The following is a 24,240-nucleotide window of genomic DNA, read 5'->3' as shown; positions in this document are numbered from 1 at the left end:
AAGGGCTGTTACCTTAAATGTTTCAGCGGAAGAAGGAAAAATCAGACAAGTGGCATCCATGATAAGTCTGAACGCCTAAATGGTAATTTACAATGCACATACATACCACCAAAATTGGGGAAGAACCGGATTTGGACCCGCTTATCCGGGAATATCAGGGTTTCCGGGCTGAAATCGTGCATTTGATGGACCGTACTTACACCAATGATCTTTTCAGGAATGCATATCAGACCAAACTTGCTTACCTGATTACCGAAAGTGCTTTCGACCTGATTGTAAATTACGGATTTGAAGATTTGAAACCGGTTTATAACAAATACAGCGAAATGGATATTGAAACGGCCATCCAGCTGCAAAAGGACAAGTTTAAAATAACAGATCCGGCTTTTTTACTTGAAAGTGAAAACAATGCAGAAGTTGCTGAAGATGCTGAATTTCACCAGTTACCCGAAGAAGAACAGCAAAAAATAAAAGCAGAACAGCGCGAGGAACGGATCGCAGCGCAGATCAGGGCAGCAAAACTGCATGCAGAACAGCAGAAAACATCCAGATCGGTCAGAGCCGTTTACATGGATCTTGTCAAATCTTTTCATCCGGACCTGGAAACGGATGATGCTGAAAAGGTGCGCAAAACGGATATCATGCAGCAGGTTACGCAGGCGTATCAGGAAAATAACCTGCTGAAACTGCTTAAACTTCAGATTGAACTGGAAAGAATTGATCAGGACAAGCTTGAAAACCTGACTAAAAACCAGCTCAATTATTATAACAAAATGCTGAAACAGCAAGTGGAAGAACTGGAAGCGGAAAAGGAAGCGGTTCAGAAAAGGATTGCTGCCGTTTGCGGACTTCCCTATCAGCATGCCAATTCTAGAACCACGGTCATTGTCAAGTTCAATACGAATGTAAATGAGCTTAAAACAGAGATCAAAAACATCAAAAATGTGCTGAAAAACTGGAAAGTGCCTTCTCAGCTGAAAGCATATTTGAAAACATACCAGATTCCGAATGAAGAATTTCCGGAAGATGATGATTAATCCTATTTCAACATGTAACTTACAATCTGAACGCTCACGATCAAATCCGGTATAATGCCTGAACCTTCCGATAAAATCCGTCCCCAGATCGGCCCGTTTGACCTGGGAATGATCGTAATCAGTCTCGTAATCGGTATCGGCATTTTCCGCACGCCGGCCATTGTTGCAAAGCAGGCGGGAAGTCCTGAAATTTTTTTCATTGCATGGATTGCAGGCGGCCTTGTCAGCCTCATCGGTGCATTTGTTTTTGCCGAGATCGGTTCACGCCACCATTTTCCGGGCGGATTTTACAAGCTGATCTCCACGGCTTTCAATCCGTTATATGCCTTTATGATCAATTGGGTTATTGTCCTGACTTACGGCGCCGGAATGGCCGGTGTTGCGCTGATCGGTTCGGAATACATCAATCCTTTACTGCCGGAATTTGCACGCAGCCCGAACGGCATTCGCATGACTGCCATTATAACGCTGGCATTTTTCTACCTTGTCAACATGCTTGGTATAAAGTCCGGTTCACGTACCCAGAATATCCTGAGCAGTCTGAAAATCCTGATGATGCTTGTACTTTGTATCGGTATTTTTTACACCGATGCAGACAGAAATGTAAGCGAATCCGTTGCATCGCCTGCTTTATCCGGAAACTGGTTTTCAGCATTCGGCGCAAGCCTTATTGCGGTTTTCTACACATTTGGCGGGTATCAGCAAACGCTCAATTTTGGCGCAGATATCAAAGATCCGGTGCGAAATACACCGCGCGGTATCTTTCTGGGCATGTTCCTGATTTTGGGTCTGTACCTTGCCTTGAATTATACGTATTACAATGTTCTTGGATTTGAGGCACTAAGCAAATCCAGCCTGATCGCGGCAGATACGGCCCGGGCATTGTTCGGACCTTGGGGTGAAATTTTCTTTTCATTGGCGATTTTCCTTTCTGTTCTTGGTTTTATCAATGCCACCATGCTTTCCTTGCCAAGGGTTTATTATGCACTCGCTGAAGATCACATTTTACCCGGTATTTTCAAAAAGGTGAACCCCAGAACGCAGGTTCAGGAATTTGCACTCACATTTCTGATCGTTACTACCCTTCTTTCCCTTTGGGTTCTGGATACATTTGAACAAATTGTCAATTATGTCATGTCCGTGGACAGCATTGCGCTGGCAAGTGCCGCTGCCACGTTGTTTGTTTTCCGGAAAAAGGCAGGCATTCATGATCCGCATAAAGGCTTCAGGATCGGAGGTTATCCGTATTTGCCGGGATTTTTTGTACTTTTCCTTTTGGCCGTAGCTGCAAACGTCATTCTTACAGACCCTTCTTCAGCTGTAATCGGCTGGGGCCTTTTTCTCGGAGGAGCGCCATTGTACTGGATCCTTCAGAAAATCGGTAAACAGCCGGAGTAAGTAATGAGAAAATTGAAAAATTACAAACAACAACTTTGTAGATCTATTTCCCCGTTTTTGTGATTCTTGTATCGTACAAGTTTAAGTAAATGCCGCCCAACAACTCTGACAATTAGCATTTTAATATTCCGTACTTTTCAGGCTCGATATTGTTAAATGACGTACAAATCAAACTAACGTTATTAAAACATACCTAAATGAAAAATTGTATTATTCTGGTATTGGCTTTGATGCTATGTACCGTTCATGCACAAGCGCAGGAAAATGTGTCGGTAGGACCTGTTGTCGGAATTTCCATTGCCAATTTCAGAGGCGATGTGGCCAATACTTTCACAGACTGGAAACCGGGTATTACGGTCGGAGGCTTTTACAATTACAGTTCCAAAACCGGTTTTGGTTTCAGCGGATCTGTTTTATTTACACAAATGGGTGCCAAAACTTTCAACAAGGCAGATGAAGTCAATCTGAACTACATTCAGGTTCCGTTGCTGGCCACGTTTTACTTCGGACAATACGGTGACAGACTGCGTCCCAAAATATTTGCCGGTCCGAACGTTAACTTCCTCGTCGGCGCAAAAAACAAAGACGGCGATAACATCAATGGAACAAAGGATAACCGGATTTTCAGCCCGATTGATCTCGGACTGACATTTGGCGCCGGTCTGAATTATCAGATTATGAATAAGATCTGGCTGAATTTCGATGCACGTTACGGACTGGGATTGTTCAACGTTTTACGGAATAACAATTCAAAACTGAAAAACAGCAACTGGGGGGTAAATCTTGGTCTGAGCTTTCCGCTTGGAACTTACAATAAAGAAACCGGCAAGTTCAAGACGCGCTAGTTAAAGCATTACTTTAACAAAAGAGGGCATTCCCGGCTGGAAATGCCCTCTTTTGTTGTTAAACCTTTGTATTGCGTTTAAACACGCATATGATCCGGCTGCCATTCTTTTATCGACTTCTTTATCTCATTCGGAGAAAGGTTTTCTTTCAGCGTACGTTCGGTGAGTGCTACAAGTTCCTCATCGGATGCAAACCGCAGTGCGGAAAGTTGCCCGAAAGAAAGTTGATTTTCAAGTAAATCCAACCGTTGGTTTGTCAGCAAAAAATACCTGAAACGCATTTCCAGCCGTACAATCCGGTTCTGGTTATTGAGCGCATAATGCTGCCGCAGCATAAACGAGAGCTAGCCGATCATAAAAAGGGTGATTGCAATAAAAGCCCAGATAAGCGTATATTCATCACTTCTTACAGCGTAATAAATGCTAGCGCCGGTCAGAATCATCAGTACCGGATAAAATACAAAATGATGCGCAGGGTAATAACGGACGTGATTTTGATAGTTTTGCTTGGTCATCGGAGGAACTTTGGTATAAACAGATGGAGATGAAAAATAGGATCCTTTACATCATGGCTTTCTTGTACATCGGAGCGGGCATCATGCACTTTCTCCGTACGGATACATTCCTGAAAATCATGCCACCTTTCCTGCCGTTTCCGTTGCAGCTTGTTTATATCAGCGGTGTATGTGAAATTGTATTTGGCACGATGCTCTTTTTTCAGGTTGTTCGCCCAGTTGCTGCATGGCTGATCATACTGCTGCTGATTGCTGTTTTTCCGGCCAATATTTACATGGCGATTGATTTTTATCACACGCACAATCCGTTTTTATGGGTTGCATTGCTGAGGCTTCCGTTACAGTTTCTGCTGATCTGGTGGGCATGGGTTTACACCGCAAAGTGAGTGTTTAGCTAGATATAAAGTATCTTTGTACTTTATTTGAAATATGGTTATGACTTTTGAAGAACTAAATTTATCCAGACCTTTGCTTCAGGCATTGGCAGATCTGGAATATACCGTACCAACAACAATTCAGCAGAAGGTATTTTCGGTTATGATGTCCGGAAAGGACGTGTGTGGAATTGCACAAACCGGAACCGGAAAAACGTTCGCCTATTTGCTTCCTTCTCTTCGCCAGATCGAATATTCCAAAGACCGTCTTCCGCAGTTGCTGATCCTTGTTCCTACACGTGAACTCGTCGTGCAGGTGGTGGAAGAAGTCCGGAAGCTAAGCGCGTATATGACTTTGCAGACCGTCGGCGTTTATGGCGGAGGCAATATAAAGGTCCAGATGGCGGAACTGAAAGAAGGCGCCGATATTGTAGTTGCAACGCCCGGAAGGTTATTCGACCTTGCGCTGAACGGTTCCCTTAAAACCAAGGCCATCAAAAAACTGGTAATTGATGAAGTGGATGAAATGCTGAACCTGGGATTCCGGACGCAGCTGAAAAATATTCTGGATCTGCTTCCGCAGAAACGTCAGAATTTGCTTTTTTCGGCAACGATTACGCAGGAAGTGGAAAATCTCATGCAGACGTATTTCAACAATCCGGTTCGAATCGAAGCCGCGCCTGTCGGAACGCCGCTTGAAAACATTGAACAGATTGCCTATGAAGTCCCGAATTTTTACACAAAAGTAAATCTGCTCGATTTGCTGCTGGACAATGATCCGGAAATGAACAAAGTTCTGATCTTTGTTGCTACAAAAAAGCTTGCAGATCAGCTTTACGGACAACTGGAATTGGGTTATCTGAACAAAATCGGCGTTATCCATTCCAACAAGGAACAGAACCACCGGTTTAACTCGGTGAAGCAGTTTCATGAAGGAAGTTACAGGATTCTGATCGCTACGGACATCATTGCACGCGGGCTGGATGTTGCCGGAGTTTCGCATGTCATCAATTTTGATTTGCCAGAAGTACCGGAAAATTACATTCACAGAATCGGCAGAACGGGGCGGGCCGACAAAAAGGGCATTGCGATTTCTTTTATAACGGAAAAAGAAAAAGAGTTTCAGGAAAATATTGAGGAACTGATGAATTTCAGCATTCCTGTTCAGCCACTGCCCGAAAATCTTAAAGTTTCGGAAATACTGACGCCGGATGAAGAGCCAAGGATTTATATGAAAAATATCGAGTTCAGGCTTCCGAAACGAGAATCGACGGGCTCGGCTTTTCATGAAAAACTGGACAAAAACAAAAAAATAAACGTCAGAAGAAACTACGCGCAGGAAAAAATGCAGAAATACGGGAGGCCCATCAAACGCTCGGGCAAGAAGTAAGGCACGCATATTGGAACAAAATCCTTTGAACTATCCATTTTCCTGAACCCGATATGAGTATCTGGCAAATATTCCAGCGTCTGCAGCCTTTTGTCAAACCTTATTACAAGCAAATCACATTTGCGCTCTTTCTTACGCTGCTGGGTGCGGTAACGGCTCAGGTGAACCCGTGGGTTTTGCGTTATACTGTGGATACGGTTCAGTCCATGCTGGATAAGAACTGGGGAATTATGCAGGGAAGAGATTTGCTGCTGCGCATTTCCATCATTTTGTTTGTCAAGGAAATTGTCAATACGTTTATTGTTTTCGGGCAGCGTTACTTTGGTGAAAAAATACGGATCAAGGTATCCAGCGATCTGGCGCAGGAAGCCGTAAGCCGCATTCTGACTTACAATCTTTCATTTTACAGTGACAGCGACAATCAGAAAGGAAAGCTTCAGACCCGGATTGATCGTGGCGTGGAAAGTCTTACCAAACTGATCCAGAACTTTTTCATTGATATTCTGCCGCTATTCGCTAATTCGATTGTTGCGCTTGCCATTATGTTTTCTGCCAATTTCTATGTGGGAGCCATTGCGCTGGCCATTTTGCCGGTGTATTTCTGGGTAAGTTTCAAACAGGCCGGTGAACTTCAGGGCGTACGCAGAAAACTGAAAACACAGCGCGAGAATAAAAGCAGCGGCCTGATCAATCTGATTGAATCCATTATTGTTATCAAATCCTTTGTACGTGAAAAATTCGAGGGCCGGAAGCAGTACAAAACGCAGATGGAACTCATGGAATCGCAGCTTAAAACACGACGCACCAACTTTACATATGACGGTATAAAGAGTTTTGTGGAGCAAATTGGCGTCGTGCTGATCATCATTCTGACTGCCTATCTTGTGCTTGATCATCAGATGTCCATTGGTGCCATTATGTTCCATATTCTGCTGTTCAATAATGTTTCGGCGCCTATACGGCAATTGCACAGAATTTATGACGAAATGAACGATGCACTGACTTATTCAGAAGGATTTTTTGACATTCTGGATGCGGACAATGCCAAGGAACGCAGCGGAGATTTTACGCCGGAAAGCATCCAGGGCGACTATGTTCTTCATAATGTTTCCTTCACTTATCCCAATGGCACCAAGGCACTGTTTAATATTGATGTAACGATAAAATCCGGACAGACAACGGCTCTGGTCGGACTTTCAGGTGCAGGAAAAAGTACCCTGATCAATTTGCTGATCGGATTTTATGCGCCGGACTCGGGAACACTGCTGTTGGACGGGCTTTCTTTAAGCGCCTACAATCTGCCTGCACTTCGAAATGAAATCGGAATGGTGCTTCAAAAAAACCACATATTCAAAGGTTCCATTGCTGAAAATATCCGTTACGGGCAAATGGATGCGTCCATGGAAGATCTGATGGCAGCAGCCAAAAAAGCATATCTGCATGATCAGATCATGGAACTTCCGGCAAAGTACGAAACCGACGCACAAATGCTTTCCGGCGGACAGCAGCAGCGCATTGCAATTGCCCGTTTGTTCCTAAAAAATCCGCCGGTAATTTTCCTGGACGAGCCAACGGCAAGTCTGGACGCCATTGCAACGGAGCAGATCAAAAACAGCCTGGATGCGATCAAAAAAGGCCGGACTGTCGTTATCATTTCACACAGCCTTTCACAAATACTGGATTCCGATCAGATTTATGTCATGAAAAAGGGCCATATTGAGGAAAGCGGCACGCATACGGAACTGTACGAAAAAGAAGGATTGTACAGGGAAATCTTCGATGCATCGGCAAGAAGCCTTAATCTCGATAAAATGATCGAGCTGATCGCCAAGGAGTAAACCATGTTTTTTCGTTAAAGTACTTTAACGAAAAATTTTCTCTAAACCCGGATTTCATGCGGTTATTTACCTTTATCCTTTCCAGCTTTGCAGCAATATTTATTATCTGATCTTTTCTCCAGAAATTTTTAACTTTTTTTAATCTGTTTGAATCCAAAGAGGCATTTTTTACGTAAGTCTCATCTGAAGGCTTATGCTTTGGATTTTGTGGGTAAAAATGGAGTAATAAAATCTATTGCTGTTCAATTATTTGATTTACAAGCCAAATCACCTATTGGATCAAGCTTTCAGCAACAAGTTAATTATTGTGGAGGGTAAGGTAATACATAGAACGGAGGGCATTGCCTTCCGTTCTTTTTTAAATAACAGATCTAACAGAAAATAAAAATCCCGGAATCTTTTTAAGAAATTCCGGGACATGCCATAGTAATTAAATAGCGTATCAGGAATTTTCTTTTTCCTTTTCAAGGTTGAACAGGTCGTTCAACACATCTATCAAAGTCTCGGCCTCGCCTCTTTTGCAGGCTGCTTTCAACTGCAATACCGGCAATTTGAGTATTTTCTGCATCATACTTGTTGTAATGCGGTCCACTTTTTCCATTTCGGACTCACTCAGATTTTTGGTAAACCTTGTCAGTTCTTCCTTACGGATCTGTTCCAAAGCACCTTTCAGCTTCTGGATTGTCGGAGAAACAATCATTTCTCTTGACCAGTCATTAAATTCCAGCATGGCTTCATTAATGATTTCACGAACATGCGGAACAGCTTCCAGACGGCGGTGTAGGGCAGCATCCGCTTTGGAACGAACGGAATCAATCGTATAAAGCATGACACCCGGAATTTCCTCCACTTCGGGCGAAACGCTTCTTGGTACCGATAAGTCAATAAAATATTTGAACGACATTCCGCGTAAACGGACCATCATTTCTTTTGTAAAAAACGGCTCGTCCCTTACGATTGAAGATACAATGATGTCGGCGCGGGAAATTTCTGCTTCAATGTCTGAAAACTCCGCAACCCTGAATCCCAGTTCATTGCCAAGCTGATCGGCTTTGCTTTTGGTACGGTTTATAATTGTAACTTCCAGGCCGGATTTCTGTGCCAGGTTCCGGCATACGTCCGTTCCGACTTCGCCCAAACCAACGATAAGAACTTTCGGGTTCGGCATCAGTCCTTCGAGCAATTCCACTGCCGCATAGGAAACCGAAGCAGCGCCATCGCGGAAGAAAGTCTCCTGTGCAACGCGTTTGTTAGCAAAAAATATCGTGTGTAAAAGTCTGTGCAGGAAAGGTCCGGCCATGTTGAGATCGGCAGACCACTGATACGCATGCTTGATCTGGTTCGGAATCTGCATGTCACCGACAACCTGGGACTGAAGCCCGGTTGCAACCTGAAATAAATGCCTTACAGCACTGTCGCCGTCAGAAAATTTCTCGAAATAATTGTTAAAAGTATCAATATCAGATATCCCTTTTTCAATCAGGAGCAATTTTATGATATCGTTATTCAGGTCAGCAGCAGAGGAGTAGTAAATTTCGGTCCGGTTACAGGTGGAAACCGCAAGAACGTCGGAGACATCAAAGAAATCTTTCAGGCGTAACATAATGCCCTTTGCCTCCGCCTCATTCAATGCAAGCTGTTCCCTAACGGCCAGAGGAGCATTCCGATGTGATAAACTTATTGATTTGAACTGATTATACATCACTGTTTCTAATTCGATTTACAAAAATACGGCACAAAACTTACAATAGGAACGTGAATGGAAAATGGTTGGTTTATTTAGAAATTTTATAAATAAATCAGTTGAAGCAGCTGCTTGTAACTGCAATTTTATAATACTCGGAGTGCCTGAAATCAGGATGAATGCAGGTATTTCAACCAAACTTAAAATGGAGCAGAACCCACTAAGCATGATAATTTTACGTTATTTGTATAACATAACATCAAATTCTGGCATATTGTGCCCGAAACTGTAAATGATTAGCAAAGCCCCTAAATTCAAGCCCCGTTTCCGTCTGCATCCGGTCGCTATATTAAACAGCCAGCGGTTACGCCGTTCTCTGGCGGATACCTACGACCAGAAAAGCTTTTACAAATACATCATCGGCCTTATTCTGCTGCTGCTGAGTATCGGATCATTGTATTACACCGACAAGCTTGTTGAAGAACTGGAACAGCGTGAAGAAAGAGAAGTCCAGCTGTATGCAGAAGCATTGCGCTATGTATTCAACAGTCCGCTCGATGAAAACTTCAATGTCGTTTTTTCGGTTATTCAGGATGCCGTTAATTTTTACAAGATCCCGACCATTTATGTAAATGAAAACAATCTCGCAAATCAGTATATAAACATCAATTTTCCGAAGAAAAGCAGTCTGCATGAAAAAGAGCGGATTATTCAGGAAAAACTTTCGGATATGAAACTGGAACACGTGCCGATTCCGGTTGAGCTTGGAAAAAACAGGACCGGTTACATATATTACAGCAATTCATTTCTGCTTACGCAACTGAGGTATTATCCTTTTCTGCAGCTTTCTGTCATGCTGTTTATCGGTTATCTGGCATATCTGGCTTTCAGCTCGGAGCGCAAGGCGGAACAAAACCGGGTCTGGGTCGGGCTGGCCAAAGAAACCGCACATCAGCTAGGCACGCCGTTGTCATCTTTAATGGCGTGGGTGGAATATTTCCGCAGCGATCCGGCGATAGATCCTTCCATTGCAGAAGAAATCGAGAAAGACGTAATCAGGCTGGAAATGATAACGACGCGTTTTTCAAATATAGGCTCCGTGCCAACTTTGAAAGAAGAACCGGTTTCTGAAATCGTGACCAATTTTATAGATTATCTTGAAAAGCGGGTATCTTCCAAAGTCAAATTTTCTGTATACAACCAGCTTGCCAAAGAGCAAACGGTGCTTTTAAACAAGAACCTGTTTGAATGGGTCATTGAGAATATCTGTAAAAATGCGGTAGATGCCATGAGCGGAATCGGCGAGATTCATGTAACGCTACAAGCGCCGCCGCTGATGAAGGAAGTCTGGATTGATATCCGGGACACGGGAAAAGGCATGAGCAAGGCCAACATGAACAAGATTTTCAATCCCGGTTTCAGCACGAAAAAAAGAGGCTGGGGACTTGGCCTTACCCTTGCCAAAAGGATTATCGAAAATTATCATTCGGGAAAGCTTTATGTAAAAAGCTCCGAAATCGGTAAAGGAACAACATTCAGGATTTCCCTGCGTGCAACAATTATCGAATAATCCATTATTCCACGATGGGAACCAGAATGCTGTCGGTTTCAATCTGGTTGCTGACATGCAAAGCCCTGTCACGAATGCGGACCTTGAATTTCACATACCGCATGACGAAGCTACCGAAATAGGGGAAATTGGCATTGAAGTCCAGTTTTCCTTTAATCGGGCCCGGCTTGCCATCCGGTTTTAACGGAGGTACCCATTTGTATTTATCACTCTCCAGAGGTTGTTCCTGCCATGTTCCGTTTGCTGCTTTTAAATAGGTAACCAGCTCATAATTTCCCCATTCTCCGTATGGTTCTGTAAAAGCAGGATTGCCTATTTCTTCCGAAGTAGCACCCAGATCACCATTGCCGTCTTCAAAATCAACGGTTACGGTTACGTATTCACGTTCTTTTTTGCCCGTTTTTTCATTCGTCGTTGTATACTGACTGACTCCGTTATAGTAAATTTTCGGCGTGTCGTCAAAATCAGGAATATCCACACAGCCCAATGCTGCTCCGGCCAGAACAACAAACAAGGAAAATTTCATTTTCATTTTACTGATATTTATATGAACAGCTTTTTATCTTAACGACTTCGAACAGATTTTCATTACACCGTTCGCATTTGGAATTTCAGTCCTTTAACTTTGTACTTAATTTCTACGAAAGTAACAGTATTGGAACTTCAAAACAACAATTCCCTGGCTGAAATAAGGGATGAACTCAGGAATGAAATCCTGGAACTTAAAGCAACTGATTTCGAGCAGCTTGCCTTGAAAATATTCCGTTATCAGGCGAATTGCAATCCTGTATACAATCAATATCTGCGTTTCCTGAATGTTAAAGCCGACCGTATTGGCAATTTAACTGAAATCCCCTTTCTGCCCATCCAGTTTTTCAAGAACCATCTGGTTCAAACCGGAACGCCGCCTGCCGCATCCGCCGTATTTCAGAGCAGCGGCACTACTGGCCAGCAAACAAGCAGTCACCATTTGTTTGACGCTTCGCTTTACAAAGACGTTTCCACACGTATTTTTCAGGAACATTATGGCGACCTGAAACACTTTCACATTCTTGCACTGCTGCCGTCATACCTTGAACGAAACAACTCTTCTCTGGTGTATATGATGCAACATTTTATTGAGTCATCTGAATCGGAATATTCCGGGTTTTACCTCGATAATGTGAATGAGATGCTGCAGAAACTAAGATTTCTGGCCAGCAACCCGGATGGAAAGAACATTCTGCTGCTCGGTGTGACATTTGCGTTGCTGAACCTGGCGGAAAGCAATGAAGACCTTTCTTTTATGAAGCACATGAAAAACCTCACGATCATGGATACAGGCGGAATGAAAGGCCGGCGACAGGAACTGCTGCGCGAGGAAGTACACGACATTCTTACCCGATCGTTTTCCGCTGATCAGATCCATTCGGAATACGGCATGACCGAACTGCTTTCGCAGGGTTACTCGCATGGCTCCGGCTTGTTTGTTCCGGGTTTTTCGATGCGTATTTTACTAAGGGACATCAACGACCCTTTTTCCATTTCTGATCATCATTTCAGCAGTTCCAAAACCGGCGGGATCAATGTCATCGACCTTGCCAACCTGGACAGCTGTTCGTTTATCGAGACGCAGGATCTCGGCCGTTTCGGAAGCGATCCGGGCACATTTTACGTAATGGGCCGTTTTGATAATTCTGATATACGCGGCTGCAATTTAATGGTACTATAAAACGTTTTTACATCATTTCAGGGCAATTATACATATCCGTGACCTTCCAATTAATGCAAATTTAATTTCTTTCCAGTTCGCTGATCAACAGGAAAATAGCTCTGAATTTCACTATATAGAATCATTCTAACAGGACTAAAGCAGAGAATTTTTCCTAAATTAGCCGGATTATTGAAAATTGCATTTATCGAATGTATTTTTATACTCTGGATTGTTAACCTATATTTAATTACATATAATGAAAAGACGCGAAGCCATCAGTCGTGTGGCGCTCTTAATGGGCGGAGCCCTCTCCGCTCCTACCATGCTTGCTTTTCTGGAAGGCTGTAAATCAGCAAATGAAACGTCAACCGGTATTTCGTTCCCGTTTTCAGCGGATCGTCAGGCACTGGTATCGGAAGTTGCTGAAATAATCATTCCAAAAACGGACACACCCGGTGCAAAAGATGCTAAAGTGGGTGAATTCATCGAAAAAATGCTGAAAGACTGCTATGCTGAGAAAGATCAGTCAAGCTTCAATGAGGGCATGAAAGAACTGGAAAAGAGAGATTTCATGAAAGCATCTCCTGCCGACCAGACCAAAATCCTGAAGGAAATGGAAGCGGCTGCCAGAACGGAATCTGCCAAGGCAGGCGAAGAAAAGAAAAAGTATACGGAAGCAGGTAAGGAATATACAGACGCCGGTGTTCCGTTTTTCCAGCTGGTAAAAGAACTGACCCTTCTCGGATATTTTACCTCAGAAGTCGGTGCTACGCAGGCACTGGAATACGTGGCCGTTCCGGGACGTTACGACGGATGCATCGATTTGAAACCGGGACAAAAAGCCTGGGCAATGTAATTGACGCATAAACGCAAATAAACCCGGTGCAACTTGTACAAAATGCTGCTCACGTGCATTTCGGGTACGTTTAGGCATAATCCTTAAAATTGAAAAATATTCAATATGAATTTAAATTTGAAAGCTGCAAAACAGGCGACTTATGACGCCATTGTTGTCGGCTCCGGAATAAGCGGCGGCTGGGCTGCCAAAGAACTGACAGAAAAAGGCCTGAAAGTGTTAATGCTGGAAAGAGGGCGCGATATCAAACACATCACCGATTATAAAACAGCTACGCTTGCACCCTGGGAATTTGAGCACAGAGGACGTGTTTCCACCGTTGCCAAAGAAGAATACTGGGCCAACATGCGTACAGGTTATACTGCGAATGAGGAACACCGTTACCTTTTCGAAAACGACAAGGAAAACCCTTATGATGAAACCCGCAAGTTCGACTGGATCCGGGCCTATCACGTAGGCGGCCGTTCTCTTTTGTGGGGCCGCCAGAGCTACCGCCTTAATCCGGCAGATTTTGAAGCAAATGCAAAAGACGGAATTGCCATCGACTGGCCGATCCGGTACAACGACATTGCTCCCTGGTACGATTACGTTGAAAAATTCGCAGGTATCAGCGGTGCCAGGGACGGCCTTGATGTGCTTCCTGACGGACAGTATCTTCCGCCGATGCAGATGAACTGTGTGGAAAAGCATGTCAAAGGCGAAGTGGAAAAGAAATTTGCGGGCCGTCATGTCATTATGGGAAGGGCTGCACATTTGACCCAGCCTAAAGATTTCCATACGGAGCTCGGACGTGCTGCGTGCCAGTTCCGCAACATGTGTATGCGCGGATGTCCGTACGGTGCTTATTTCAGCACGCAGTCGGCTACGCTTCCTGCCGCACAGAAAACCGGAAATCTGACGCTCATTCCGGATTCAATTGTTTCTGAGGTTATTTACGATGACAAAGCCGGAAAAGTAACAGGCGTTCGCGTTATCAATCAGAATACCCTGGAAACCAAGGAATATTTTGCAAAAATCATATTCCTGAATGCATCTGCGATCGCAACGGCATCGCTGATGATGAATTCCACTTCAAAACGTTTCCCTAACGGTCTTGGCAATGAAAGCGACCAGCTGGGACGCAACATCATGGATCATCACCTTGCCGTAGGTGCGCGGGGCGATATGGAAGGATTTGAAGATAAATATTATTTCGGAAGACGTGCCAATGGCATTTACATTCCGCGTTACCGAAACTGGGGAACCGACAAACGCGATTACATCAGAGGATTCGGGTATCAGGGCGGAGCCAGCCGTGACAGCTGGTCCGGTGGTGCCGGCATAGAAGGCTTCGGTGCTGAATTCAAGAAGAAAATTTCCGAACCCGGCGCCTGGAGCATGAACATCGGCGGATTCGGTGAAATGATTGCGGACGAGAAAAACCGTTTTACCCTGCATCCGACCAAAAAAGACAAATGGGGATTGCCGATTGTTGTTTTTGATGCTGCATACGGCGACAATGAAAAGAAAATGCGCGTAGACATGATGAACGATGCTGCCGAAATGCTGGAAGCTGCCGGTCTTAAAAATGTTACGCCGTACAACGACGAGTCAAAGCATCCCGGAATCGGAATCCATGAAATGGGAACTGCACGTATGGGAAGTGATGCAAAAACTTCTGTGCTTAACAAACACAATCAGGTTTGGGGTGCTGAAAACGTGTACGTAACGGACGGTTCTTTCATGACTTCCGCGTCCTGCGTCAATCCGTCTTTAACATACATGGCCATGACCGCACGCGCAGCTGACCATGCTGTTAAGGAGCTGAAGAAAATGAATGTGTAACGATCCGGCCGAAGTGTTGCAGGCTGTTTCCGAAATTTCAGAACATATTTTCGACAAACAAAAACCCCGCCGGGTAAATCCGGCGGGGTTTTTTCTTTAATTGCATATCAACCCTTGTAAGCTGTGCAATGCCGGATTCATGCGGCTGAACAGCACTTTATTTAACCCTGCTACCATTTTGAAAGATTTCCTGTCGCCTGCGCCGCAACGCATTACGTCCATCGATGCATACCGTGGATTTGTAATGTTTTTGATGATGGCAGAAGTATTACGGTTCAGTCAAGTCGCCGAATCATTCCCGGAAAGTTCATTCTGGGCATTTATGGATTTTCAGCAAAGCCATGTCCCGTGGGTCGGGTGCTCCCTTCATGATCTGATCCAGCCGTCATTTTCCTTTCTGGTCGGTGTAGCGCTGCCCTATTCCATGGCGGGCAGAATTAGCCGGAATGAAAGTAAAAGCGTTATGTGGCTGCAGACTTTACGCCGTTCGCTGATCCTGGTTCTGCTGGGCATATTCCTGCGGTCCATGCATGCATCGCAAACCAATTTTACTTTTGAAGATACGCTCACGCAGATCGGGCTCGGTTATCCGGTTCTCTTTGCACTTGGCTTCAGTACGCAGCGTATACAATGGAGCGCATTCGTCATCATCCTTTTTTTGTACGGTCTGGCATTTGCGCTTTATCCTGTGCCCGGACCTTACTTCGACTGGTCAGAAACGGGTATTACAGCAGACTGGGAACATAACCTGAAAGGATTTGCAGCGCACTGGAACAAAAATACAAACCTGGCCTGGGCATTTGACCGCTGGTTTCTGAATCTTTTTCCGCGTGAAGAACCGTTTCATTTCAACGGAGGCGGTTACAGTACTTTAAGCTTTATTCCGACACTCGGAACAATGATTCTGGGACTTATTGCAGGAAAATGGCTGAAATCCGCTCCTTCCTCTCAATGGCTGATCAAACGGCTTGTCATAACCTCCGCCGTTCTGTTCGCTATCGCCATCATACTTAACTTTTCAGGAATCAATCCGATCGTTAAAAGAATATGGACACCGGCATGGACATTATTCAGCGGCGGCTGGTGTTTTTTGCTGCTTGCCCTTTTTTATTATTTTGTAGATATCCGCCAAAACAAATCTGTTTTCTTTCCTTTGATTGTCATCGGCACAAATTCGATAGCAGCCTATATTCTTGCGCATACAATCGACAGCTTCATTGATCAGTCTTTCCGGATTCACATCAGCCGGCATTATGACCTTATTTTCGGGGAAGGCCTGCGTTCGCTTATAAGCGGAGCCATTATTTTACTGATCGAATGGTGGATTTTGTACTGGATGTACAAGAAGAAATTATTTATCAAAATCTGACCGCATATCCGCAATTCTCTAAAAAATTTATTGTACTTAAACTTATGCAGTTTTTAAAATCGGTTCATCATATTGCAATTATTTGTTCTGACTACGAAAAGTCCAAGCATTTTTATACCCGGATTCTGGGATTTGATATAGACCGGGAAGTTTATCGGGAAGCACGGAAATCCTACAAACTGGACCTGTCGCTGAACGGACAATATTGTATTGAGTTGTTTTCGTTTCCCGATCCTCCGAAACGCACTTCACAGCCGGAGGCATGCGGACTCAGACATATTGCTTTTCAGGTAGAAGATATGGAAGCTGCGACTGCGTACTTCGAGTCAAAAGGAGTAACGCTGGAGGCCGTCCGGACGGATGAGTTTACAGGAAAAAAATTTACCTTTTTTGCCGATCCGGACGATTTACCCATTGAACTGTATCAGATCTGATTTTTGGCAGAACTAGGCCGCAACGGTGTAAGTAATCATTTTGCGGCTGCCGATTTCAAGTTTTCGCAGTGTTTCATAGAATTCGGAAATTCTGGCAAGGTGTTCATCCAGTACTTTCCTGGCTTCCGAATCCTTGTCCATATAACTTCGCAGAGAATTATAGAGCTGCAACGTGGCGGCCTCATTTCGTTTCAGGCATCTTGCTATATCTTCCTGATGATCCACATTTTCAAGTACCCTGACCTCTTTCCGGGAAGTTCCGGAACTGGCTTCTCCAAGCTCTTTGTCATTTAAAAAACACTTGAAGTAATCGTAAATCCAGCCAATTTCACGCTGGAACAGAACGGCACTTACGTGGCCCTGACTTAAAACCCTGCGGAAGGATCCGTTAACATCTTTTCTGAGTGCTTCGAGATAAAGGAGTTCACGATTTTTCTGTTCATTCCACAATGCCTTGATCATCATAATTAATTCTTCTCCTTTAACATTTTCCATGACTATGAAGGTTTTAAGCTTAATACGAACTTCGCGTTTTAATATAAAAATTATGCCCCAGAGCAGCGTTATAGGCATTTTTCACTAAACAAAATAGTAATTCCTCACTAAGTACAATTATTCGTTTGAAGATATATTTTGTAGCAGTTGAGTCACACTTTATGGGGTGAGAATGCCATACTAGTTTTACATAAGTGGGGAATTTGGACTGGATACAAACATAGCTGCCCGTTTAATTTTAAACTCATGGGAAAGCGTCTAACTTTGCCGCCATACAATATTTCCGGGCCTACCGTGTTAAAATACGTTAGTTCCCGATGCTTTTTTTGTTTTGAATTATACAGATATGCATAAATACGCTTTAAATATTTCTCTGCTTGCCATACTCATCGTCAGTTCCTGCAAAACTTCTGCCCCGCCTCCGCCGGTAATTACAGAAACGCCTGCATTGATTGAAATCGGAAACCAAAAATTCTCACTGGACGAATACCAGGAATCATACAACAGGAACAAGTTTGCATCTGACTCATCCCGCGAACTTACCCCACAGGAATACGTAACGCTGTATACAGATCAGAAAATCAAAGTTTTACAGGCAAAACAGGAAGGAAAAGACACAACGCTGGATTACCGGGAAGAAGTGAATTCATACCGGGAACAGCTTGCGAAAAATCATCTTGTTGACAAGGATCTTGTTGAAAACCTGGTCAATGAAGCCTACAACCGGCTTAAACAGGAAGTAAGAGCTTCCCACATCCTGATTCCCGTTACGGAAGATGCTGCTCCTGCAGATACGCTGGAAGCGTACCGTGCTGCCGTTACACTGCGCGGCAGACTGGAAGAGGGTTCGGATTTCGGGGATATGGCGGCAAGGTTTTCCAAAGATCCTGCTGCATCGAGAACCAAAGGAGACCTTGGCTATTTTACCGCTTTCCAGATCGTATACCCGCTTGAAACGGCTGCATACAATTTGCCGGCAGGTAAAATATCCCAGCCCGTACGCACCAGATCCGGATACCATATTATCAAAGTTACGGACAAACGCACTAGCCGCGGCACCGTACAGGTTGCGCACATCATGGTGCAGCTGGATACCGCCGGAACACAGGCCCAGAAAGAATCTGCAAAAGCCCGTATCGATGAGGCATATACGCAGCTTCAGAATGGAGCAGACTGGGATTTGGTTGTTGAAAACTTTTCGGACGACCGGCAATCCAGAAGGAACGGCGGATTGCTGCCGGTGTTCGGCACCGGCCAGATGGCTCCTGAAATTGAAGAGGCTGCATTTGGTCTCAACAAAATCAATGCTTTTTCAAAGCCTGTCTTAACCATGTATGGCTGGCATATCCTGAAACTGATCGAGAAAAAGAATCTTGAGCCGCTGAGTGAAATGGCACCGGCGCTGAGAAAAAAAGTAATTACCGATTCCCGCGGTAAAGTACTTGAACTCGCCAATATCAAAAGGTTGAGGGACAAATATGCAGTGGAAGAATTTGCTGATCAGTGGAACGCCGTTTCGGTTTTGGGGGACAGCACGATCCTGACCGGAAAATGGGATTACATCCGACCTGTTTCAACGGACTGGTCCCAAAGCATTATTTTCCGGATTGAACAGAATACCTATGATGCACTTTCATTTCTGGATTATGTAAAAAGAAAACAGCATCCGAAGCCGAAAGATGCGTCGCCAGCCGTCGTGTTCCGCCGTTATTACAGCGACTATCTTGCAGAAAGTCTTTCTGAATACGAGAAAGAGCACCTGGAAGAATCCAATCCGGAATTCCGCAGCCTGATGACCGAAATCCGTGAAGGTGTTCTGCTTTCGCAGATTATGGAAGAAAATGTTTGGCAGCGTTCCCTTTCCGATTCTGCCGGACAGGTAAATTATTATGAACGTTTCAAAGACAAATACAAGTTTCCGGAGCGTGCCATGGGCACCATCATTTCTGCAAAAGACACACAGACTGTCAACTCAATACGCAGAACGCTGGAACAGAGTCCTTACAAGCTGGAAAGAAAGTCAAGGGAAATACTTTTTCCGGTGAATAAAACCGAGATCAGTAACGAGCAGCTGGAAGCACTGACGGACGTTTATATTGTGATGGAAAAAAATCCTGACTACATTGTGGAAATTGCCGGTTACAGATCTCCGGAAGAAACAGAAATGGCTTCGGCGGCAAGAATAAGAAATGTTATCAATTACCTGAATGGCAGAAATATCCCTCTTTTACGGATTATTGAAAAAGATTACGGTTCTTTTCGTCAAAGTGCGGAGCCGGAGCGTAATAGAAGAGTGGGCTTTCAGTTTTACAGCCAGTCGCGGAAAGATGTGGAGAAAGTTTATAATTCGGAAATGCCGGATGCCGTTATGATTCGTGACGGGTATTTTACGCAGGACAACCCGCTTTTGAGTAAAATGAAATGGCAGGCCGGAGTGCAAACTTTTAAGGATAACAATATGTTTTTCTGGGCTGATATCAGGAAAATAGAACCTGCGCGGCCGAAGACTTTTATGGAAGCAAGAGGAAGTGTGATCAATGATTATCAGAAAGAACTGGAAAAACAATGGGTTTCACGACTTCAGGAAAAATTTCCGGTCAAAGTCAATGCGGCAGAATTAGAAAAAATTAAGCGTTAAGTGTATTTTAGCTTTTCAAAACAAACAAATAGCAACGTTCTTATAACCCGGATGCAAAATCCTGAACTTGACGAGGAACAAAACAATCCTATGAAAATAAACATTTTTTTAACGGCACAGCTGACCGCAGTATTTCTACTGTTTTTCGGTTTGATAAGCTATGGACAGGGCCAGCAAGGTGTAAGCATTGACAAGATCATCGCCCGCGTTGACAATCACTATATTCTGAATTCGGAGTTGGAAGATATGTATGCGCAGTACAAGGCCGAGGGCAGAACCGCTCCGGAAAAATGCCAGCTTCTCGAATCTTTGATTATCAATAAAATGCTTCTCGCAAAAGCGGAAATTGACTCGGTTATTGTAGATGACAAGGAAGTAGACGGGGAACTGGACGCAAAGATGGGTTATATGATCCAGCGCTTCGGTTCGGAAAAAAACATTGTAGAGGCTTACGGCAAAAGCATTGACAACCTGAAAAGCGAACTCCGCCAGCAGGTAAAGGAACAGAAAGTTGTTGAAAAAATGCAGCGTACGATTTCAGGCAACGTAAAAATCACACCGAATGAAGTGCGTAAATTTTACAATTCGATTCCAAAAGACAGTCTTCCGTATATTCCTTCCGAAGTGGAAATCGGGCATATTGTAAAACTGGGCACGGTAACGCGGGAACAAAAGGACAAGCTCAGGCAACAGCTTCTTGACCTGAAACAACGCGCAGAAAAAGGCGAGGACTTTGCCACGCTGGCACAGATCTATTCGGAAGACCTGGGTTCCGCAAAGAACGGCGGTGACCTTAACTTTGCAAAACGCGGTGCGATGGTTCCGGAATTTGAAGGCGCTGCACTTGCCTTGAAGCCGGGCGAAATGTCGGATATTGTGGAATCCCAATTCGGTTTTCACCTGATCAAGCTGATTGAAACGAGAGGTGCGGAATATCATGCAAGACATATTCTTTTACGTCCTGATTACAACAAGGGAACAGACATGACCGAGGCAATCCGTTCGCTGGACAGCCTTCGCAAGCTGATATCCATTGATACGCTTAAATTTGCAAAAGCGGCACTGGACAATTCAGAAGACAAGGAAACGGCGGAAGCCGGCGGCTTGATTCAGGACAGGAATACAGGACTTGCGCGCCTTACACTGGATGCGACGATGGACCCGGCTTTGTATTTTGCCATTGATACCATGAAAGTGGGCGATCTGAGCCAGCCCGTATCTTACCGTACCGAAGACGGCAGAAGTGCGATGCGGATTATCTGGTATAAGAGCAAATCGGAACCGCATACGGCCAACCTGCATGATGATTATGAAAAACTGGCGCAGATTGTACTAAGCAACAAGCGGAACAATGCGCTGGAAGAATGGTTTAAAAAGGCACAAGGTGATGTGTTCATCAGTATTGAGCCCGAATACCGAAATTGTAAAGTCCTCGGGCTCGCCCAGGCAGATGATATGTAGAAAATACGACTGTCATTTAAAGCGTTTGAAAAATTCTTAAATCTAATCTGGCATATTGTGAAGTATTCATCGGACGTAGAAGCTGCAGAAGCTATGAAAATGGCTTACGAAAAAATCCGGAGTGAAATCGGGAATGTAATCATCGGGCAGGATGAAGTTGTTAAAAGATTGCTTACCGCTATATTCTGTCAGGGTCACTGCCTGCTTGTAGGCGTTCCGGGACTTGCAAAAACACTTCTGATCCAAACCATTGCTTCCTCGCTGGATCTTGATTTTAACCGGATACAGTTCACACCCGATCTGATGCCGTCGGATATTCTCGGCTCTGAAACACTGGATCAGAACCGAAACTTCAAATTCATCAAAGGGCCGGTGTTCGCCAACATTATCCTGGCGGATGAAATCAACCGGACACCGCCAAAAACACAGTCGGCACTGCTGGAAGCCATGCAGGAATATTCGGTGACCATTGCCGGCGTAAAACATTCATTGCAGCGGCCTTTCTTTGTACTGGCCACGCAAAACCCGATTGAACAGGAAGGAACTTATCCGCTTCCGGAAGCCCAGCTCGACCGTTTTATGTTTATGATCCAGCTGGATTATCCTTCCTATGCAGAAGAAGTGAGTATTGTCAAAAATACGACGAATGACATTCGCCATCAGGTTTCCAAAGTAATTACAGCAGAAGAAATAACGGATTTTCAGCACTTGGTACGACGCGTTCCGGTTACAGATCATGTGATTGAATATGCCGTAAAACTTGTTCATAAAACCCGTCCGACTGCCGGTCTGGCCATTAAAGATACAAGCGATTATCTGGACTGGGGCGCAGGACCGAGGGCATCACAGGCGCTTATTCTGGCGGCCAAATGCAATGCGTTGCTTTCGGGCAAGTATTCACCGGATATTGAAGACGTCAAAGCCGTTGCATTGCCTGTACTCCGGCACAGAATTATACGAAACTTCAAAGCAGAAGCGGAAGGCATTTCTGTTGATGATATTATCGGACGTCTATTGTAACAACGAATCAATATTAGAAGTAGTTGATAAAACAATTTTGAATTAAATTCTAGCAAGCTTTTGTTTATAAATTATATATTCAACTAAAAGCTTACTGCTAATTACTAACAGCTGCTTAAAGAACAGCATTGAAAGTTTGTACCGATTCACAGATCAGTACAAACTTTTGTTTTTAAGACCATTTCATTTATTTATCAAAAAACAAAAATGGAAATACTTGGTAAAAATATTATCGGCTATACTCTTTCTGCCGAAAGCGAGCATACATTTCAGTCCTACGTGCCCGTTTCAGACTCCTATCTGACGGAAACATTTCACACAGCAACGCAGCAGGAAGTCAGCCGCACGATGGAGCTGGCAGAAAAAGCTTTCGAGGATTATGCTGCTTTGCCTGCTGCCAGACGTGCTGATTTTCTGGTTGCAATTACAGAAGAAATCATGGATCTGGGCGATGCGTTGCTGATAAGGGCAAGTCTGGAAACCGGCCTTTCGGTTGCGCGGCTTACAGGCGAAAGAGCGCGCACGGTTACACAGCTTATGCAGTTTGCAGAACTTGTACGTGAAGGTTCCTGGGTGAACCCGTCCATTGATACGGCCATTCCCGATCGCAGTCCGCTTCCAAAGCCTGACCTCCGGAAAATGCTTGTCCCGATCGGGCCTGTTATCGTTTTTGGATCGAGCAATTTTCCTTTTGCGTACTCCATCGCCGGTGTGGACACCGGACCGGCGCTTGCTGCGGGAAACCCGGTGATTGTAAAAGCACATCCGGCGCATCCGGGTGTCAGTGACATGACGGCGCAGGCCATTGTAAAAGCCGCACAAAGAACCGGAATGCCCGACGGCGTTTTTTCCATGCTTTATGACGATGGCTATGAAGTCGGAACGGCATTGGTCAAACATCCTGCAAGCAAAGCAGTCGGTTTTACAGGTTCTTTTACGGGCGGCATGGCGCTTTACAGGCTGGCTCAGGAACGAGAAGAGCCGATTCCGGTTTATGCTGAAATGGGCAGCGTGAACCCGATTGTCATCCTGCCCGAATACCTGAAACAAAATGCACTGCAGCTTGGCAAAACAGTCGCCTCTTCGGTTACATTGGGGGCCGGACAGTTTTGTACCAATCCGGGGCTTGTATTTATCACGAATTCGGAAGGCGCGCAGGAATTTATGGAATCTTACCAATCTGAAATTGAAAAAACCGCCTCGGCTGCGATGCTTACGGCCGGAATCTGCAAAAGCTATTACAGCCGCCGATCCCATTTGTTTGAACAGGAAAATGTAAAGCAACTTGCGCTTTCCGACATGTACTCGGAAGGCGAAAATCAGGCACAGGCTTCTGTGGCGCAGGTTTCGGGAAAAACTTTTATCGCCAATCCGAAATTGCATGAAGAAATATTCGGACCTTTTTCACTGCTCATCGTTTGCGAAAGTACGGAGGAATTACTCGAAGCCGTTTCGCATCTGAAAGGCCAGCTGACAGCTACACTCATGGCAGAAACGGATGAAGCGGCCTCCTACCCTGCTCTTTTGAGAAAACTGGCAGCGATTTCAGGCAGATTTATCATGAACGGCGTTCCTACCGGCGTGGAAGTTTGTGCTTCCATGCATCATGGCGGACCGTTTCCCGCAACGGCTGATGCCAAGTTCACATCCGTCGGAACAGATTCCGTTTTACGGTTTGTGCGTCCGCAATCCTTTCAGAACTGGCCGGATGCACTGTTGCCGGACGAACTTAAAAACAGCAATCCATTGGGAATTTTAAGGCGGGTTAATAACAAAGTGACAAAGGACTCCATTTGAAT

The 24,240-nt window shown here is 44.6% G+C and carries 19 protein-coding genes and 1 pseudogene; 16 read left to right on the top strand and 4 right to left on the bottom strand.

The annotated features are described in order from the left end of the window. Window positions 1-92: 92 nt before the first annotated feature. The 3 genes from FEM33_RS24200 (at window position 93) to FEM33_RS24190 (ending at window position 3,280) form a co-directional block, all read left to right on the top strand. A complete protein-coding gene (locus FEM33_RS24200) occupies window positions 93-1,037 on the top strand; it encodes a hypothetical protein (protein WP_139014542.1) in 945 nt (314 codons plus the stop codon). 54 nt (window positions 1,038-1,091) lie between these two features. Further along, complete coding sequence (locus tag FEM33_RS24195) at window positions 1,092-2,435, top strand: APC family permease (RefSeq protein ID WP_139014541.1); 1,344 nt, start codon at window positions 1,092-1,094, stop codon at window positions 2,433-2,435. Window positions 2,436-2,632: 197 nt separating this feature from the next. Next, window positions 2,633-3,280: a porin family protein gene (locus FEM33_RS24190; RefSeq protein ID WP_139014540.1), complete on the top strand. Its 648-nt coding sequence runs from the start codon at window positions 2,633-2,635 to the stop codon at window positions 3,278-3,280. A 77-nt stretch (window positions 3,281-3,357) separates the two neighbouring features. On the opposite strand, the pseudogene FEM33_RS24185 reads toward FEM33_RS24190, so the two are convergent. Then, window positions 3,358-3,795, bottom strand: a pseudogene (locus FEM33_RS24185) (DUF6526 family protein). A gap of 29 nt (window positions 3,796-3,824) precedes the next feature. On the opposite strand from FEM33_RS24185, the gene FEM33_RS24180 reads away from it, so the two are divergent. The 3 genes from FEM33_RS24180 to FEM33_RS24170 are packed head-to-tail and all read left to right on the top strand — an operon-like array spanning window position 3,825 to window position 7,397. Next, a complete protein-coding gene (locus FEM33_RS24180; RefSeq protein WP_201747834.1) occupies window positions 3,825-4,181 on the top strand; it encodes a DoxX family protein in 357 nt (118 codons plus the stop codon). Window positions 4,182-4,230: 49 nt separating this feature from the next. Beyond that, a complete protein-coding gene (locus FEM33_RS24175; protein WP_139014538.1) occupies window positions 4,231-5,559 on the top strand; it encodes a DEAD/DEAH box helicase in 1,329 nt (442 codons plus the stop codon). Window positions 5,560-5,612: 53 nt separating this feature from the next. Next, window positions 5,613-7,397, top strand: coding sequence for an ABC transporter ATP-binding protein (locus tag FEM33_RS24170; protein WP_139014537.1), 1,785 nt, complete (start codon window positions 5,613-5,615; stop codon window positions 7,395-7,397). A 442-nt stretch (window positions 7,398-7,839) separates the two neighbouring features. Here FEM33_RS24170 and hemA read toward each other — a convergent pair whose 3' ends face one another. Continuing rightward, entirely contained in the window at window positions 7,840-9,099 is a 1,260-nt protein-coding gene (gene hemA / locus FEM33_RS24165; RefSeq protein WP_139014536.1) for a glutamyl-tRNA reductase, read from the bottom strand. A 274-nt stretch (window positions 9,100-9,373) separates the two neighbouring features. Here hemA and FEM33_RS24160 point away from each other — a divergent pair, with 274 nt between their 5' ends. Further along, entirely contained in the window at window positions 9,374-10,651 is a 1,278-nt protein-coding gene (locus FEM33_RS24160; protein WP_139014535.1) for a sensor histidine kinase, read from the top strand. Window positions 10,652-10,655: 4 nt separating this feature from the next. Here the strand turns inward: FEM33_RS24160 and FEM33_RS24155 are convergent, their stop codons facing one another. Beyond that, complete coding sequence (locus tag FEM33_RS24155) at window positions 10,656-11,183, bottom strand: hypothetical protein (RefSeq protein WP_139014534.1); 528 nt, start codon at window positions 11,181-11,183, stop codon at window positions 10,656-10,658. A gap of 123 nt (window positions 11,184-11,306) precedes the next feature. On the opposite strand from FEM33_RS24155, the gene FEM33_RS24150 reads away from it, so the two are divergent. The 5 genes from FEM33_RS24150 (at window position 11,307) to gloA2 (ending at window position 16,827) form a co-directional block, all read left to right on the top strand. Then, a complete protein-coding gene (locus FEM33_RS24150) occupies window positions 11,307-12,362 on the top strand; it encodes an acyl transferase (RefSeq protein ID WP_139014533.1) in 1,056 nt (351 codons plus the stop codon). Between the two features lie 238 nt (window positions 12,363-12,600). After that, on the top strand, window positions 12,601-13,200 hold the full coding sequence (locus tag FEM33_RS24145; protein ID WP_139014532.1) for a gluconate 2-dehydrogenase subunit 3 family protein: 600 nt from the start codon (window positions 12,601-12,603) through the stop codon (window positions 13,198-13,200). Between the two features lie 105 nt (window positions 13,201-13,305). Next, window positions 13,306-15,024, top strand: a complete 1,719-nt coding sequence (locus FEM33_RS24140; protein WP_139014531.1) for a GMC family oxidoreductase — start codon at window positions 13,306-13,308, stop codon at window positions 15,022-15,024. 178 nt (window positions 15,025-15,202) lie between these two features. Further along, window positions 15,203-16,393: an acyltransferase family protein gene (locus FEM33_RS24135; RefSeq protein WP_374756447.1), complete on the top strand. Its 1,191-nt coding sequence runs from the start codon at window positions 15,203-15,205 to the stop codon at window positions 16,391-16,393. Between the two features lie 44 nt (window positions 16,394-16,437). Further along, a complete protein-coding gene (gloA2, locus tag FEM33_RS24130) occupies window positions 16,438-16,827 on the top strand; it encodes an SMU1112c/YaeR family gloxylase I-like metalloprotein (RefSeq protein ID WP_139014529.1) in 390 nt (129 codons plus the stop codon). 12 nt (window positions 16,828-16,839) lie between these two features. Here the strand turns inward: gloA2 and FEM33_RS24125 are convergent, their stop codons facing one another. Continuing rightward, window positions 16,840-17,322 carry a hypothetical protein gene (locus tag FEM33_RS24125; RefSeq protein WP_139014528.1) on the bottom strand — a complete coding sequence of 161 codons (483 nt, stop codon included), beginning with the start codon at window positions 17,320-17,322 and terminating at the stop codon, window positions 16,840-16,842. Window positions 17,323-17,668: 346 nt separating this feature from the next. On the opposite strand from FEM33_RS24125, the gene FEM33_RS24120 reads away from it, so the two are divergent. From FEM33_RS24120 to FEM33_RS24105, 4 genes are all read left to right on the top strand, one after another. Next, window positions 17,669-19,960 carry a peptidylprolyl isomerase gene (locus tag FEM33_RS24120; protein WP_139014527.1) on the top strand — a complete coding sequence of 764 codons (2,292 nt, stop codon included), beginning with the start codon at window positions 17,669-17,671 and terminating at the stop codon, window positions 19,958-19,960. A 90-nt stretch (window positions 19,961-20,050) separates the two neighbouring features. Then, window positions 20,051-21,421: a peptidylprolyl isomerase gene (locus FEM33_RS24115; protein WP_139014526.1), complete on the top strand. Its 1,371-nt coding sequence runs from the start codon at window positions 20,051-20,053 to the stop codon at window positions 21,419-21,421. A gap of 57 nt (window positions 21,422-21,478) precedes the next feature. Further along, window positions 21,479-22,441: an AAA family ATPase gene (locus tag FEM33_RS24110; protein ID WP_139014525.1), complete on the top strand. Its 963-nt coding sequence runs from the start codon at window positions 21,479-21,481 to the stop codon at window positions 22,439-22,441. A 207-nt stretch (window positions 22,442-22,648) separates the two neighbouring features. Next, window positions 22,649-24,238 (top strand): aldehyde dehydrogenase (NADP(+)), encoded by a 1,590-nt coding sequence (locus tag FEM33_RS24105; protein WP_139014524.1) that lies wholly within the window; start codon window positions 22,649-22,651, stop codon window positions 24,236-24,238. The last annotated feature ends 2 nt before the right edge of the window (window positions 24,239-24,240 follow it).

It is taken from the genome of Dyadobacter flavalbus, assembly GCF_006149045.1.
Taxonomy (GTDB): Bacteria; Bacteroidota; Bacteroidia; order Cytophagales; family Spirosomataceae; genus Dyadobacter; species Dyadobacter flavalbus.
This window is presented reverse-complemented; position numbering and strand designations above follow the sequence as displayed.